Annotated in this window: 17 protein-coding genes and 2 pseudogenes; 7 read left to right on the top strand and 12 right to left on the bottom strand. The window is 52.0% G+C overall.

Features of this window, described 5'->3' with window-relative positions:
• Positions 1 to 68: 68 nt before the first annotated feature.
• From KTE_RS49715 to KTE_RS48945, 4 genes and pseudogenes are all read right to left on the bottom strand, one after another.
• A pseudogene (locus KTE_RS49715) lies at positions 69 to 230 on the bottom strand (NAD(P)-dependent alcohol dehydrogenase); the annotation flags it as partial.
• A 225-nt stretch (positions 231 to 455) separates the two neighbouring features.
• Positions 456 to 1,283, bottom strand: a complete 828-nt coding sequence (locus tag KTE_RS24440) for a DUF4386 domain-containing protein (RefSeq protein ID WP_201385600.1) — start codon at positions 1,281 to 1,283, stop codon at positions 456 to 458.
• 496 nt (positions 1,284 to 1,779) lie between these two features.
• A complete protein-coding gene (locus KTE_RS24435) occupies positions 1,780 to 2,676 on the bottom strand; it encodes a DUF4386 domain-containing protein (protein ID WP_236600556.1) in 897 nt (298 codons plus the stop codon).
• Between the two features lie 303 nt (positions 2,677 to 2,979).
• Entirely contained in the window at positions 2,980 to 3,114 is a 135-nt protein-coding gene (locus KTE_RS48945) for a hypothetical protein (protein WP_255552940.1), read from the bottom strand.
• Between the two features lie 30 nt (positions 3,115 to 3,144).
• On the opposite strand from KTE_RS48945, the gene KTE_RS24430 reads away from it, so the two are divergent.
• Positions 3,145 to 3,459, top strand: coding sequence for a hypothetical protein (locus tag KTE_RS24430; RefSeq protein WP_201385598.1), 315 nt, complete (start codon positions 3,145 to 3,147; stop codon positions 3,457 to 3,459).
• Between the two features lie 306 nt (positions 3,460 to 3,765).
• Here KTE_RS24430 and KTE_RS24425 read toward each other — a convergent pair whose 3' ends face one another.
• The 4 genes and pseudogenes from KTE_RS24425 to KTE_RS24410 all read right to left on the bottom strand — a co-directional run bounded on the left by KTE_RS24425 (position 3,766) and on the right by KTE_RS24410 (position 6,894).
• Complete coding sequence (locus KTE_RS24425) at positions 3,766 to 4,290, bottom strand: transposase (protein ID WP_201385596.1); 525 nt, start codon at positions 4,288 to 4,290, stop codon at positions 3,766 to 3,768.
• A gap of 9 nt (positions 4,291 to 4,299) precedes the next feature.
• On the bottom strand, positions 4,300 to 4,899 hold the full coding sequence (locus tag KTE_RS24420) for a helix-turn-helix domain-containing protein (RefSeq protein WP_236600555.1): 600 nt from the start codon (positions 4,897 to 4,899) through the stop codon (positions 4,300 to 4,302).
• Between the two features lie 204 nt (positions 4,900 to 5,103).
• Positions 5,104 to 5,547, bottom strand: a complete 444-nt coding sequence (locus KTE_RS24415; RefSeq protein WP_201385584.1) for a transposase — start codon at positions 5,545 to 5,547, stop codon at positions 5,104 to 5,106.
• A gap of 107 nt (positions 5,548 to 5,654) precedes the next feature.
• Positions 5,655 to 6,894 (bottom strand): annotated as a pseudogene (locus KTE_RS24410) (IS110 family transposase).
• 359 nt (positions 6,895 to 7,253) lie between these two features.
• On the opposite strand from KTE_RS24410, the gene KTE_RS24400 reads away from it, so the two are divergent.
• From KTE_RS24400 to KTE_RS24380, 5 genes are all read left to right on the top strand, one after another.
• Positions 7,254 to 7,562 (top strand): hypothetical protein, encoded by a 309-nt coding sequence (locus KTE_RS24400; protein WP_201385578.1) that lies wholly within the window; start codon positions 7,254 to 7,256, stop codon positions 7,560 to 7,562.
• Between the two features lie 87 nt (positions 7,563 to 7,649).
• Complete coding sequence (locus KTE_RS24395; RefSeq protein WP_201385576.1) at positions 7,650 to 7,904, top strand: hypothetical protein; 255 nt, start codon at positions 7,650 to 7,652, stop codon at positions 7,902 to 7,904.
• A gap of 364 nt (positions 7,905 to 8,268) precedes the next feature.
• Positions 8,269 to 8,916 carry a hypothetical protein gene (locus KTE_RS24390; protein ID WP_201385575.1) on the top strand — a complete coding sequence of 216 codons (648 nt, stop codon included), beginning with the start codon at positions 8,269 to 8,271 and terminating at the stop codon, positions 8,914 to 8,916.
• Between the two features lie 39 nt (positions 8,917 to 8,955).
• On the top strand, positions 8,956 to 9,555 hold the full coding sequence (locus KTE_RS24385) for a hypothetical protein (RefSeq protein ID WP_201385574.1): 600 nt from the start codon (positions 8,956 to 8,958) through the stop codon (positions 9,553 to 9,555).
• A 134-nt stretch (positions 9,556 to 9,689) separates the two neighbouring features.
• Entirely contained in the window at positions 9,690 to 9,917 is a 228-nt protein-coding gene (locus tag KTE_RS24380) for a hypothetical protein (RefSeq protein WP_201385573.1), read from the top strand.
• A 107-nt stretch (positions 9,918 to 10,024) separates the two neighbouring features.
• Here KTE_RS24380 and KTE_RS24375 read toward each other — a convergent pair whose 3' ends face one another.
• Positions 10,025 to 10,357 (bottom strand): hypothetical protein, encoded by a 333-nt coding sequence (locus KTE_RS24375; protein WP_201385572.1) that lies wholly within the window; start codon positions 10,355 to 10,357, stop codon positions 10,025 to 10,027.
• A 59-nt stretch (positions 10,358 to 10,416) separates the two neighbouring features.
• Here KTE_RS24375 and KTE_RS24370 point away from each other — a divergent pair, with 59 nt between their 5' ends.
• Positions 10,417 to 11,724: an RNA-guided endonuclease TnpB family protein gene (locus tag KTE_RS24370; protein ID WP_201385571.1), complete on the top strand. Its 1,308-nt coding sequence runs from the start codon at positions 10,417 to 10,419 to the stop codon at positions 11,722 to 11,724.
• On the opposite strand, the gene KTE_RS24365 is transcribed toward KTE_RS24370, so the two are convergent.
• The 3 genes from KTE_RS24365 to KTE_RS24355 all read right to left on the bottom strand — a co-directional run bounded on the left by KTE_RS24365 (position 11,695) and on the right by KTE_RS24355 (position 15,028).
• Positions 11,695 to 12,306, bottom strand: a complete 612-nt coding sequence (locus KTE_RS24365; protein WP_201385569.1) for a hypothetical protein — start codon at positions 12,304 to 12,306, stop codon at positions 11,695 to 11,697. The genes KTE_RS24370 and KTE_RS24365 overlap by 30 nt on opposite strands.
• A 42-nt stretch (positions 12,307 to 12,348) precedes the next feature.
• Positions 12,349 to 12,612: an AlpA family transcriptional regulator gene (locus tag KTE_RS24360; RefSeq protein ID WP_201385567.1), complete on the bottom strand. Its 264-nt coding sequence runs from the start codon at positions 12,610 to 12,612 to the stop codon at positions 12,349 to 12,351.
• A 76-nt stretch (positions 12,613 to 12,688) separates the two neighbouring features.
• Complete coding sequence (locus KTE_RS24355; RefSeq protein WP_236600554.1) at positions 12,689 to 15,028, bottom strand: hypothetical protein; 2,340 nt, start codon at positions 15,026 to 15,028, stop codon at positions 12,689 to 12,691.
• Positions 15,029 to 15,256 lie beyond the last annotated feature (228 nt).

The raw sequence follows: 15,256 nt of genomic DNA, 5'->3' as shown, positions 1-15,256 counted from the left end.
GCGCACGTCCGGTTCGGCGGGGAGAGGTTGGTGCTCTTGGAAATCCAAGACCTGGCCTCTTACCCGACAACCAGGAACGGTATACCTCTCAGGAGATGCCAGTCACCTGCATTTGCGGCCGCCGCGTACACTTGTATCAAGACTTCATCGTCCTTGGGAGTCGGTTTTGCTACCTCTTTAAGCTGAAGAACATCAGGTGATCCATAGTGTGTGTAGACAATGGCTTTCATGGTGTCTACACTCGCTCCCTGAAACGCTTCACGGTCTGCTTGAAACGGGTCCGCTCGTGTAATATTTACATTAGTCTGCGTCATAACAATGTTGCTCTTTCTACTGCTGCCAGGTTAATTTTCCTGTCCAGCAGCATTTCCAATACGAGGTGAGTATTCTGCGAGAAGGCTCACAGATGAATGGTCAAGGAGTTTCGAGCTGGCAAACCAGGTCGGCGGTAGCGTTTACTCCGCGACGGGATGCTCGGGAGCATCCGGTGTCTTGAAGCCCCGGAACAACAGCCAGAAGGGAAGCAGGATGATCTCGAACGCGGCGACGGGAAGGACAAGGACGTCCCACCCTGAGGCACTCGGTGTCAGGTCGACAAGATTGAACCAGCCGACAATGCTACTGAGAAACATCAAGGCGTAGCCGATCAACCCCACCACCGAGATAAACCGTGGAACGAGTCGGTACCGAAACAACATCCAGGTAAAGAGACATCCACCCAGCCCGAGCATCGGAAGAGAGAGTTGGGTCAGGCCAAGATATTTCGTGTGCTTGAGGACGTCGCCAAGCGTCAGAAACCACGAGCCGTGGGGCGCACCAGCCTGGAGGAACCCCTGACTCAACGGGATCAGCAGTAACGTAGCGACGATGCCGAGCATCATGATAGTGCCCTCGATGATGCGGGAAGTCAGGTACCCGACCGCTAGCACTTCATCGCGTTTTCTGAGCACGCCAAACGCAAACACCGCGATGAAGACAATCCCAATGTTATTGATCGACCACAGCAGGGAACCCAATTCGACGGCTCCCTTGTTGGGAAAAACCCTGGCCAGATAGTCGGAGGCGTTCAGAATCGGATCCAGGAGGAACATCCCGAGGAAACTGGTGACTGCGCTCACCAGAAAAAGGGTCGCTATCAGGATTTCTGCCTTGCGCTGGCTTGCACTGACGATGCGCTTGGTACGCTTGGGTGCGTTCATGCTGTCTGCACTCGCGACCTGAAACGCTTCACGGTCTGCTTGAAGCGGGCCTGCTCGTGTGGTCTTTCCAGTGGTCTGTGTCATCACAATGCTCCTTGTTCTCCCGCTGCCAGGTCACGTTTCCTGTCCAGCAGCATTTCCAATACAACGTGCGTCTGCTGCGGGAAGGCGCGCCCCATGCGGTATCTTCCTCACTCAGTGATCACAACCGATCACAGAGATGACTAGGCCCTCTTCAAGCAGATCCTTTCTCAAAACCCGATCTTTCTGGTTTGGTTTCGCCGTGTCCATCTGACCGATTTTCTTCCTTCCGGTCCTTGATACCCATGATCCCAGAACGAGAACTTGGAACACATGAGGTCGGGTTGTAAACCCGGCGGCTCTGCGTGGTACGTCTCCACGGTTCGGCGGGTCCTCAGTCGCCATGAGGTCCCACCCTTCCGAGGCTTCCCGCAGCGGTACCTGACCCAAGCCACTATCCTCAGCCGAGTCGCTTATGGCGGCCCCGGACTAAGAGCACCCACTGACTCGCCCCGGCTTGCCAGCTAGTCAAGCTGGCAACACAGACTGCGAAGGCGAGCTATGGCCGACGAGAAGCGGAAGGATTGGTGGCGACAGCCGCGCTGGCATCTTGCGTATCGCTGGAGAGGATCGGTGAGGGCTGAAAGCCTTTGACGACCAGCCAGACGCCTAGCGAAAACTCAAAGAGCGCGACCGGAATTGAGGACAACCCTGCTAAGGGGGCATGTTGCCCGATAAGACCGAACAGCACAGCGATGTAGCCTGCGAGGAGGATGGGCGCTCCGACGATTCCGATCAGGGAAAGGGCTCGAGGCACCAGGCGCGACTGGTACAGCAGGAATCCCAACAACAGGTCGCATATGGCCGGCATGAAGCTTTGTCCGAGGAGGAAGATGCGGTCATACAGGGTGGCAAGCGCATGGCTGGTGACCAATGCACCTGCTCCTGCTCCGGCCTGCCGCAAGGTCACAATCGACAAAAGGAACGCCACGCCGACGAAGATGGTGCCGGATTCCAGAATTCGGGAGGCAACCAGGCCCAGCGCGGCCGCTTCGTTCTGCTTCTTGAGCACCGGGAACAGCACGACGGCGGTGCCGATGCCAGCGAGAGCCACGATGATCTCCAGGATACCGCCGATGATGGCGGCAGTGTCCGGGCCCGCGCCGATGATGTAGTTTGCACCCTTTACCGAACCGTAGATAAAGAGGGTCGGGATCGAGACAAAGGTGAGCAGGTAGAGCACGCCCGCGACAAGCGCGGTCTTTCTACGTGGACTCATCTGCACCGCTTCACGGTCTGCTTGAAGCGGGCCTGCTCGTGTGGTCTTTCCAGTGGTCTGTGTCATCACAATGCTCCTTGTTCTTACGCTGACAGGACACTTTTCCTGTCCAGCACTATTTCCAATAATACGTGAGTCTGTTGCGAGAAGGCGCGCCCCATGAGGTGTCTTCCTCACTCAGTGATCACATAGGAGAGGGGAGGACATCGAGGAACAACGCACTCGTTCCAGTGTCTCTTGTAGGACTCACGGTTCGCTCCTGTTCTCGGCAGTTCGCTACGAAGTGTTCTGCCAGGAGCAGGCGTCGAACCGTCATCGACTTCCCACGCTCAACGCGCGTGAGGTGCATCAATTGCGAGCGCGTGTAGCGGGGTCGGCTGGGGCAAGTGGCACTGACGCCTGCTTTGCCTTACCACCCTCACCTATCGGGTCCTCTCAATCGCGCTCCTCCGTTCGTTTGAGCATGTCGGGTTTCCCGATTTAGACGGAACTCCCTGTCATCTCTCTGTGCACCAGGGGTGTAGGAGGTTCCCCGACCTGGGCTTGCGGCTGTTGGTACCGGATGTGCTGGTCAATCGAAGTGAGCACATCGTGTAAGGCATTGCGTTGCTGCATGGCTCCGACTGCTGCTGTAATCAGCAGAGGATGGATGAACAGCCCAACCGCTCCTACAACAATCTGATCGGCTCAGTCCTGCGCTCCTACTTTCACGAGCGTCCCACCGTTGACACGCTAGAAGGAAATCGCGAGGACCTTCTCAAAGCCGGTAATGGCTCTCAAGGTGCTTTCCTTCTTCAGTTGAACGGTGGTCTGGTTGACATCACCAAAGTGTTGGGCCTTGTAGCCCTGTGCCTAGTACTCAAGCACCAGCCCTTCAGCAAGCACTGGAAGAGTAATCTCCTGAGTTTGATAGAAACGGGTTTCCATGGTCGTCCTTCTTTCTGTTGGAGGGAAGGGTAAGTAAGGGGTGCGTGTGGTTACTGACAGATCAGACCATCGTTATCGCATCTCTTGCTCCTCGTCAAATCGACCGAGGGGATGTGAGTGGCATTACTGGGGAGTACAGAAGAAGGGAAATACCGAAGCTGCTTCTGTTGGAAGGAAGAGCATTACACCTACTCTTAATTCTCCCTTACAGTATAATACGATCATCTATTGCTTGTCAAGTACATAAAAAATATAATTATTTTTAGTGAAATCAAGAACATTGAGGAGAAAGGCGGAGCTGATTACTTTACAGCGCATGTCAGCTTAGTGCTCCGTTCGTTAAATGCGGTAAGAAAAGAGCCGTCGATGGTGGCGACGAGTCTTGGGAGGCCGTCCCCACACCCAGGGCTTGGCACGAGCGTTGAGTTGCGCGGTCGCCACGCGCCTGGCCAGGTCGATCTCGCTCGGGTTGGCAAAACTCTGACCGGCGAAGGCATCGCGGCGAAAGAGCCTCCACCAGCCCTCTTGCAGATTGAGCCAGCACGCTCCTTTGGGAATGAAGACGTGGTAGATGCGGGGATGTTCTGCCAGCCAGGTGCGGGTTTCCAGGCTGTTGTGGCTGCTGAGATTATCTGTGATAATGAAAATGTCGCCCGTTGGATTGTCGGCTTCGATCAGTTTGAGCAACTCGATATAATTCGTCGAGTTGCGCGCGGGCGCACAGCGGGTGAGTTCTTTGCCATCGCGCGCACGCAACGCCCCATAGATCCAGGTTTTCTCCAGTCCTCGGCTGTACTCCAGAGGCGCTTTGATCCGGTGCCCATTCGGCGACCAGCCAGGTGCTGGGGGAAAGCTGCGGGGCAAGACCGGCCCTCATTCGTCGGTACAGATGGTCGTCGAGCCTGCGGGTGGGTCGGTGTAGTGGCTGACGACCGCTACCCTTTTGGGACGCGCGTCTTTGTCATCGCTGGTCCCCCAACTGTGGGTCCGACGCCACCGCACCCCTTCGCGCAGCAAGATCGTACGGATCTGGCTGCGTTTCACGGCAATCCCGGCTTCCTTGGCTGCCTGGGCCAGTGCATCCAGGCTCCACTGCGCGGCTTTTTGCTCCTCTCTGGCCTCCAGGCTTCCGTCAGTGTACCTGACCAACCGCCCGGGAGGAGGCTGCTTGGCCAGGGCAATGATCCGGCTGTCATCTTCTGTCGTCAAGCGACGAGGACGACCGGCTTTGGGTCGATCACCCAGCCCCTCAATCCCCTCTGTCTCAAAGCGGTGCAACCGACGGCGCACGGTCTGCGCGTCACAGTGCAGGGCCTGCGCAATGGCTTCCACGCGTTCTCCATCCCAGCTGCGCACGACCATCTGTGCATGCAGGATCCAATCCGCTGGTCCATGCCGGCTGGCGGCCAGTTTGCGCACTCGCCTCTCTTCGCGTTCATCTTGCGCTGCTCGCGCTCGCAGGATCTTCGGCATCTCTCGCGCTCCTTTCTCTTTTCCACCTTCCTCTCTTCTGATTCTATCACCACTTCACGAACGGAGCATTAGGTAGCTCTCCTCTTTAGCTAAAGATACGATGTACCATAGAACTCGTCAGAGTGTTGAAAAAGACCCGTTCATGTAGAGCTAATTCGGAAGATGGAAGAGAGTATGGATCCAAAGAGCCATTTTGATCCATACTCAACCAAGCTGTGAGAAGCCTGTAAATAAATACAAGCGAAGATCACATAGAGCAACAAAGAAGGCATATAGAGCCTCTGCCGGGAAAGGGCGACGTCCCCATCCTCGCTTTTTGAGCAAGCGTTTGAGATTTTGCCCAGCCGCACACATGAGAGCCTCGATAGTGACGCGCCAGAGGAGACGTAGACGGTAGCGTCTCATCCCATGCCAGGCTTTTGCTTCCGCAAAGAGCGGCTCTACCCAAACTTTGCGTTTGTTCATGGCCTTTTTGTAGGCATCCGTTTGATGGAAAGCTCGCACGCGCTCAAACGCTTCTTCAGCCACATGACGGCTGAGTTTACGTCCGGTGTTGCTGGTCGTACACTGTGATTTGAGTGGACAAGCATTGCAGACCCTGCCCTTGGCTCGATATTGTTTGAACTGATCTGTACACCCTGAAGGCAACAGACGAAGTTCGGCTCCATTCCTCTGAAAGAGCTGGAGAAAGAGACAAAAACACCCCTCCTGTGGGTCACTGGACCCGAGAGAACCTGATCTGTGAGTGGGCAAGCTCAAGCAATCTGAGCGGGGGTCAGAGTCACCTGGTATCCCAACCGTTCAAGCTGCCTGGTTGCCCGTCGCTCCACATGCTTGCGATCCAATTCCGAAAAGTAGCCTGCTCCTTTTTCCTGATAGGGCTCACCAGCCGTGAGCATGTGATAGTAGATGACCAGAATGCTATGTGCCACCGCTACGACAGCACGTTTGTTGCCACGGCGAGCAGCAATCTGATGATATTGCGCAGAGAGGTAACTGTTCTTGGTTCGAGCGGCAGCATTGGCGGCCTGAACCAGCATCGCTTTGACCCAGCGATTGCCTTTGCGAATGCGTCCACTTTTGCGTTTGCCCCCACTCTCGTTATTGCCAGGACAAATGCCCACCCAGGAGGCAAGGTGAGCGGCATCCGGGAAAGGCGACATATCTGAGCCTATCTCTGCCAGGAGGACTTCGATGATTCGACGGCTACATCCAGGAATAGCATCGAGCCGCTGAATCAACGCCTCCTGAGGGCGCAATCGCTCTTCAATCTCCCTGTCCAGGCGGCAAATTCCCTGATCATGTTGCTTGATTAGGGTGAGCAGTTCCTGCAAGAGGAGACGGTGATGGTCATTCACACGTCCTCGTAGCGCTTGCACCAGAGCATCACGTTTGCTCATCGCACGTCCCAGCGCCAGGTCAGCCAACACGTCTGGATCTTCTTCTCCACGAAGGAGAGAGGAGAGAATCACCTGTCCTGTTTTCCCCATGATATCAGTCAACACAGACGAGAGCTTCAGATTGGTATCTTCCAGCGTTTTGTGGAGCCGATTCACGAGTCGGGTTCGCTCGGCGATGAGCGTGGTACACACACGAGTCAGATCACGAAGCTCTCGTTGTTGGGGTGAGGGAATAAAACTGGGTTTGAGGAGCCCAAACTGCAAGAGTTCAGCGATCCACGAGAGCATCCTTTTTATCAGTTTTACGACCTGGAACCCGCTTGAGATGTTCAGCATTGACAATCATGACCTGCTCAAAGTGTCCTTCCATGAGATTGAAAGGGGATTTCCAATACACCCCTGTTGACTCCATCGCGATGGCTTGACACCGTGTTGCTTTGAGCCAATCAACGCAGGTGAGTAAGTCAGCAGTCATTGTCGAAAAGCGGCGCAGTTCTTTGTGCTGCTGCCCTTTCTCATCGAGGACGAGCAAACATGCCACCAGAAATTGTTTGTGGATATCAACCCCGCAACAGCTTCGATAGAGGACTTCCATCATTCATCCTCCTTGTGAGACACTCTGATCAACGGTAAATGATCAGCGACCAAGAGGTACCCGGCCTGAAAGGTTAGATTCCTCTACGTGCTTCTAGAAAAGAGCGACAACTGGCGGTGCAAACAGGTACCTGGAGACAGCTTGGGGCTCACGCTTACGTTCATAATTTGGAGTCCGTTCTCACTCTGGCCGCGATCTCTCTCCAGTATATCCTCTTTCATCCCTGGTGGTGCCCCGCGCCGGGGCATGCTGCTTGGAGCTGAAAGGATAGAGAGATATGATGGAGGATAAGGATTTTGCAGAACTACACGAGAAGCTCAAGTCAGGCGACCTGGACAAATCAAAGGAGCTTAAAAACGATGGAAGTACAGAAGAAAGATATTGATGGAATTGTTTTTGTAGCAGTTAAATTGAACGATTATAATCGTGTAGCAGAACAGCTAAAAAAGCTAACGAAACCTGAAAACATTCAATCTGGCATAGTGCATTCTGTTCACCCCACACGTGTTGGCGAACCTGCAAAAATATTGTTTTATCTGGAACTTCCCAATGGGGAATATAGGAGCGTTTTGCATTGGTGCGATATGGCAATGAGTGTAGGCTTGGTAACATGCTACAAATATTGCGAGACTGGATCTATGCGAACAGTTATCCAGCGAATGCGCTAATTTTGTTGCAAGAAGCCCTCCCAGATCCAGGCCCGGGAGAGCTTATCTTTTTTGCTAGATATACTGAAAAAAGAAGGGAGGTATGAAATGAGCAAAACACTGCAATTTGCCAGATCGCTGTTCGGGGATGAGGGACTCGTCCTTTTGAAAGAGTGGAATGGTCCGAATGGGAGCATGGGAGCCTACCACGCCAAAGATGTGGGGTATATCTACCTCCTGGTGTACATACAGGCTCAACAGCGCCATTGCACACATCAATATCCAGATACCGAGAAAGACCAGGCGCTTCAGGATGCAGAGGTGATCGCTGTCTTTGCAGGAGCACAAGAGATTGTGGCGTAAGGTTTAATAGACAGCAAGAAGCCCTCCCAGGCCTGGACCGGGGAGGGCTTCTTTGTGGGCGCTTTTATTTGTAAGAATAACCAGGGATCCCTTTACTAGGGGCGAAATCTAAGAAGAGAAAACAAAAAGCCCGCTCCTGAAGCAGCCAGGGGCAGGCTTTTTGCGTAGATGGGAAAAGGAAAATAGGGAAGGGGCGAAGAAAGAGGCGCGCCGATCCCTTTGCCAGGACTGATTCAGCTTATCATGAGGGACAAGCTAACTTTGCTGCTGAAACGAAAACGCTTTTTGGGATGCAGTTCATGCTCTAAATCTTTCCTGCTAGGGCGTCTACCGTTTTATATTGATTGAAAGGAATGTGTTAGGGATGAATGACAATGAAGAACCTACGCAACCACACTGGACTCCTCCGCGTTACTATCCGCCAGGGCGCAATCAGCTACCGACATATCAACCCCGTGAATCTCGGCTACGAAATGCCTGGAGGCGTTTTCGCCGACTTCCTGTTGTGCTCCAGGTGCTCTGTTGGATTGTGGCGTTCCTGATGTGTGGAACATGTAGCGGCGTGATGAACGACATTGCGCGAGCTGCTCAATCAGCAGAAACACCAACGCAATCAAGCCAGGCCAGCTCGCCCGCGGTGAAGGTGCAATTCACAAAGACGAACCCAACGAGCCCGACACCAACGCCAACACCGTCGCCAACGCCCAAACCCACACCTACGCCTGTACCACCCACGCCTACGCCTGTGCCTACACATCCACCAGCTCCCAAACCCACACCGGTCCCGGCCACGGGGGTGAATGGGAACCCCTGGGGGTATAATTTCACACCAGGCGACGTGATCAGAGATCCTGCCCCTGGTTTTTGCACATACTTCTCATGTATATCTTCGTTCTGGAGCGGCAATGGATACGTAGAAGAGTGCCAGGATGGGATGTATAGCAAGTCTGGCGGGATACGTGGAAGCTGCTCGCGACATGGGGGCGATATGAGGCCTCTTTACCAACATTAAATGTTATACTATCTAAAAAACATGTGAAGGATGCATAATATGGAAATTCAAACCAATGAAGGTAAATTATACCTGGAAGATCAGGGAATGCGTTTAGCAGGAAATGTGAAGAATCATGTCTGGGGTGCCTATTATCATGAAATAGCACAGATTCGTATTCAACCAAAGGGCATCCAATCAACACTTGTTGCCCAGCTGCATGATGGTCGCACATTTCACACCACGTTTGGACACGTTTCTGTGCATCAAATTATGCAATTTCTCGCGCAAACGACGCAGATCCCTGTGCAATTTGAGGTACCAGCACCAATGCCCGCTCCAGCACCAATGTCTGCACCTATCCCTATGTCTGTACCAGCTCCCGTGCGGAAACCAGTTAAACCGCTCTTTGGGAAGTGGTATGAAGATCCAAATTTGAAAGTGCATGTTGAAACTTACAAAAGTGAGAGAGAGCTCAAGAAAGGTGTGGAGGTCGCCGGACGTCACGGCTGGGTGCCTCAAGTTGACGGAATGAAAGGCCATATCAATGTTGGAAGAACGATGACTGCGGCCGCATTGACAGGCGGATTCTCGCTTTTGTTGGGTGCATCCAGGACAAAAGATAAGTGGACTGTTACGTTTGTGCGTTCACAACAATAACGTTTGCCCGCTTATAGTATAATCGTGAGTGAAGCACCCAGGCCCCACTAAAGACATGGCAAGCCTGGGTGTTTCCCTTTCCACATTGGGAAGTATCTCAAAGAATAAGAATAAAATATTTAAGGAGGTTCCTATTGGACCAGAACCAACTTGCAAGAGTTGCTGTCGATCTCACCGAGCTTGAGTATCTTTTTGATAATGAGCAGTGGATCCCCGCAAAAATCAAGCAATACAGCCCTATTAGTTCTCATGCACCAGAGGTTGTAATTAGTTTACTTCATCATCCCCGCGACCATTCAGGGACTGTGTATCTAGGTGCAGACGATATTAAGAACCGCCTACATGTGAAAGGCTCTAATTAACTTACTAGGTCCTAGTTGAAGATCTTTAACTAGCACCTCTTTTTAACAAATGAGGGCAAACACTATTTAAGACAAGATAGACCTCGCCCGATCAGCACTTAATCTCCCTATTTAATGGGCTTTTTCTGGATCTGTGGAGGTTGTATCCGATCGTCTAGCTCTTCTAAATCGTATTTGATATCACTAGTTGTTGCAATATGTAGCCATTTGTGCTGCTTGGAGCCATGATTAATATAGTCAAATACGCTCACATGCTTTATGCCAAAAATGTCATGATAAGTTGTTGTAAGGCACACAATTGGGTACTCTGGATCAGACCCATCAAATAGTAGGTGTTTCCCATTCACCGAAAACGCCGCAGGATGCCCCTGCCCTTTCAGGCATGGGGAGGAATGCGGCATTCCTTTGTCGGTGGCTTGGGTGGAATACGCCGTAGACATGCTTTCACCTACTTATGTATTATTGACAGTCAGATGAAAACTATGGTATAATTTAAAGCATGAAAACGGTATTAACAGCAAAACTCAAATTGAATACAACGCCCGAGCAATTCAAGGCATTACGTACAACGCAACTGGCGTATCGTGATTCACTCAACTATGTGAGCCAGTACGCCTTTGCGAATGGCAAAGTGAGTAATGCTATTCGCTTGCAAGATGCCACCTACGAAGAGATCCGCCTCCGTTTTCATCTGCCTTCGCAAATGGCCTGCTCTGTTCCTCGCCAAGTTGGAGCCTCGTATAAAGCCCTCTGGACAAAGGTGAAGAACAATGCTGCTCATCGTAAGGCAGGTCTCACCAAGAAACGGTATAAAGGGCTTGATCAGGCTCCTACGTTTCTCTCTCCCACGTTGACCTACCAGTATAAGAAAGACTACACGTTCAAGAAAGAGCAGCACGTGAGTCTTCTCACGCTCGATGGACGTATCGTTGTGCCCTATACTGGCTACAATAAGCATGTGGCATTGATCCAGCGTGGTACGGAGATTGGTGCATCGAAACTCTGGTATGACAAAGCCAAGAAGCAATTTTACCTCCTTATCTCCCTGGACGTGGAGATGGCTGATCCTACCCCCGAAACACACAAGCAGGTCGTTGGCGTGGATGTGGGGATGCGATACCTTGCCGTCACGGCGACGATGCAAGGGAATTGCACCTTCCATGCTGACATTTCTACAGTTGCCAAATCACACCACTCTGCACGACTGAGAAAGCGTCTGCAAAAAAAAGGCACTCGTTCTGCAACGAGAAGGCTCGTTGCCATCAGTGGACGAGAGAGACGGTTGAAAGCAAACGCCAATCATGTTGTGAGTAAACGGATTGTTACCCACTATTCTCAAAGCTTGATTGGACTGGAGCATCTGACAGATATTCGCGAGCATACCAAACGACGGAAAGGCAAAAGTGCAAAACAGCGCAAAGCCAATCGCGCCTTTTCCAAATGGTCCTTTGCAGAGTTGCACAGTATGATCGCTTATAAAGCGCTCTTGCATCGAAGTATGGCGATCAAGGTGGATGCCAACTATACCTCGCAGGCCTGCCCCAAATGCGGCCATACCTGCAAAGAGAATCGTCCTCACAAGGGCCTGCTCTTCGTCTGTCAGAATTGTCAGTACACGCTCCATGCCGATCTGGTTGGTGCGAGGAATATTGCGATGCGAACGCTTCTTATCCGGCAAGACTGGATAGGAACGGGCCTCTTGTCAGTACGCCCTGATGTGTCGGACAATGAAGCCAAAGCAGTACGCCTGAAAAGGTATGCTGAATTGCGGTGGAGTTCAGACACAACTCCAAGCCCTCGGCTTTAGCCGTAGGGTACTGACTTTTGTATCTGGAAAAAGAAAGGTCGCGCCATGAGTATAGAGAACAGATACTGGGGTTTTATCCTGGATTGGGCCATTATTCCATGAGGTGTACTGGTTACCAGGACCATCCATCGGCCCATACAAAAAGCTATGTGCATTAAAGGCAACGTTGTTACCCATGTTCTGCAAGGTTAGCTCTTGAATATTGGGCGCACTTGTTCGTGGAATTGTGACTGGAGCCGTGCGATTTCTTCTTGCTTGCAACTGTGCTGTTCTGTCAAGCGAAGGAGGGATTGTATCTCGTTGTGCGTTCCAATCTACTAACCCATCCGATGTATGATGAGAAAGCTCACCTACTGGCACAATGATAGGTCGATTTTGATGCTGACGTTCTTCCCGAGCCAATTGCTGAATGTGTAACCGATCTTCTTTTGCAAGTTGTTGGGCATAAAAACAATCCTCTCGAGATTGTTTTCTGTTCATGCAGATTGCATTTATAGCGACAACGACAACGACAGCGGCAAAAGTGCTAACACCTACAACCAGGTTAATAATGTTTGCTGCAAGCGGAGTATCTATCTTCAATCTCCTTTACTACTATTATCGGGGTTTGCGTGTTCCTCTGATCTAGGCATCCTCACGCAATTGTTCGATATATGCAGCCAAGTCAGCCGGGTGGACGCGCAAATTGCGCTCACCCACGCGTAAGACCTTGAAGAAGGTTCCCTTATTCGCCATCTCAAACGCCTTGGATTTGCTTATCTTGAGCATTTTCGCTACCTCAGAAAGCGTCAGTAACGTAACGAAATCGAGTGTTTTCGGTTCATCACCTGGTCCAGGTTTCATTGCAGGGCGCATATTTCCTCCATTCAAAATATTTCTTCTCTCCATAGTATTGAGCCTTTACATATCATTAAGCCATAATGCCTATAAGAAATCTCGCCTTTAGTACTGTTCTTTTCTCTTGTCAGCAACTCTTATGCATCAACTCTTGTTCAACCGGAAAAGAACCATACTGCTGTAACCACTGAAGAATTTGTTGTTGGTTGGCCAGATGCCAGACCTGTCCGAACGTCGACTTCTCTCGAATTTCAATGACACGTCGACGGCTTCGAGGAGCCAAACGCACGCCAATACGGTAGCGACCTGTATCAATCCGCCTGTTTAGAGCGCTCACCCATTGCTGTAAGGGGCGCGGCAAATCGGTCAGGAGGGCCTGCTCTTCTTCCGCAGGAAGCCTCTGAGTCTCGGCCCAGGCGAGATAGGTCTGGATCTCATACATCACTTGGGAATCACTAGGGTCATAGGGGGTGGAAAGCACCTCGTTCACCGCCGCCTGGCGATGCCTCTCGTAGTCCTGAGGGGTATAGAAGTCTCCATCAAGATCCACAAAGAGATAACCGGAGCCCTCCAGGCTTTGTGCGCCACCTGCTACCCAGAACTCCTGCAATCGTTCAGCTTCTATGATTATCTCATGAGGAAGTGGGCGTTTCCCCTCGCCTGGCGTGATGCTCCCACTGCGCGCTGCAACTTCAAGCACCCATTCCAGGTGGTTATAGGTCAATCCACCGTTGAGAATCCACTCTGCCCAGGCCACCATTTCGGCGAGAGGCTCTTCCAGCTCTTCCACATACTCACGGTATTTCTTGATCACCCATCCTCCCCCGAGTCTGGCCGCACGACGTCCGGGATCAGGGAACCAGGTGCGCACCAAAGCATCCACCGCCGCCACATGCAGCCACTGCGGATGCTCACGCATACGCTTGAGATAGACACCAACGTTTTCATTGCTCTGGTTAAAGCGTTGTGAGTAATCCAGAGCCAGTGCTTCAAGCATCTCATGTGTCGCCGGTTCATACACGCGCTTCATTGCAGCCACCTGATCCCGAAGGGAGAGAAAAGGACCATCAGCCTCATCCTCTTCATTCGTGGTCACAAGAGAGACCTCTTCTTGTGCTGGCGAAGAAAGCGAGGAAGAAGGATTATCAATAATTTTTCCGCGAACGCATGCAGCAATTGATTGACCTGATTCCTCTGCGGTATGCACCAAACCATCGACCTGTTTTTTTGTAAGATCCTGTTCTCTCAATTCATCTTCACTTTTTTCATGTATTTCTTTTTTTGGGAATTGATGATTATTGAGAGAATTGAATTCAACGCGCGCACGCGCGTGTGTACGCGTATGGGCCTCCTGGATCTGCGTTTGCGTGCCGCACCGGTCGACGGTTTCTTGCACCAAAGGTCGACGATCCTCCACAGAAGTCGATGGTTTGGCGAGAGGTCGACGATCTTCTTCCACGATCCTCGACCTTCTTCGAAAACGTCGACTTTGGCGTCCCATCATCGTTCGATCATCATGCATCACCTCACCTGGTGGTTTCGGCTGCGTTTCGGATAATGAGGAAACTGGCTCTCGCTCCTCAGGCGGTTGTGGTGAAACCGCCTGCGTTAGGTGGGTCAGTTCCTCCCAGACAATCGTGGCTATCGATACTTTCACGGGAGGGGTCACACGCATTCCATAGGATCGCATCATCGCTGTCAGGCGCTCAACCGTACGTCCCACCTGGTCTTCTTTGCCAGATAACTGACCATGCCGTTGCGTCGTCTGAGAAGCATGATCATGTGTTCCTTGCTCATGTTGTGGAGGCGGGACCAGGCTCAGATACTCTGGACGAGTTTCCATGTCTCCTGTTTCCTTTCCATCGTGATCGCTCTCGATACAAGCGGTCTGCTCCAGATACGCTGAAACCCGTTGCAGCGCACGCGAACGTTTGACGCTTTTGCGTCGACTCGTGAGCTGCTGCACCTGTTCGACACAGACGGGCAGACAGGGCGTCGAAGTCAGTGGAAAATAATAGGTGGTTCCCATTCCTTTGGGCTGTTTCACTTTGAACAGGAGACCTGCGGCTTGTAATACCGAGACGTATTTTGCGGTGGTATCATAGCACCAGGGCCAGCCAAGCGAAGGCGAGGTACAGAACGCGCGAAGGCTCTGGATCGTGAGCGCAGCAACTGGTTGGGAACCTTCATGGGGGACAAGAGGAATCTGTTCGACGCGCGCCACACGAAGCCAGTGAGCAAGAAATGCGTGCCCATTGAGACAGCGACGGTCCTGTGGGAACCCAAACACCTGCTGTACCTGCTCAAGCAACGCCAGGGGAACCATGTGCAAAGCATGCTGTGCAATCACCTGCTCCTCATGCACTTCCACACCTGCTGGAGGGGAGGAAGGACCATATTCAGGAGCATCTGCTGGTTGCAGGATACTCGCTTTATTGAGCATGTTGTTCTGTCTACCTTTCATCATGATAAGGTCATGCGGTCCTCACGTGCTTGTTGGTCGTGGAGAATAGCGGGGGGGTAGGGAGGCATCACGTGAGAACCACACGACCTGCTTCTAGTGTACTGAAAAACCCTCCCAAAAGGGAAGAAGAAAACCACCCAATAGTGGGCGAAGTACTTCGCAATTTTGGGCGAAGTTGAAAACATGCAGAGCGAAACAGCGTATTTCCCCCTTTGCATCTGTCACATTTTT

It is taken from the genome of Ktedonobacter sp. SOSP1-85 (genome assembly GCF_016587415.1).
Taxonomy (GTDB): domain Bacteria; phylum Chloroflexota; class Ktedonobacteria; order Ktedonobacterales; family Ktedonobacteraceae; genus Ktedonobacter.
This window is presented reverse-complemented; position numbering and strand designations above follow the sequence as displayed.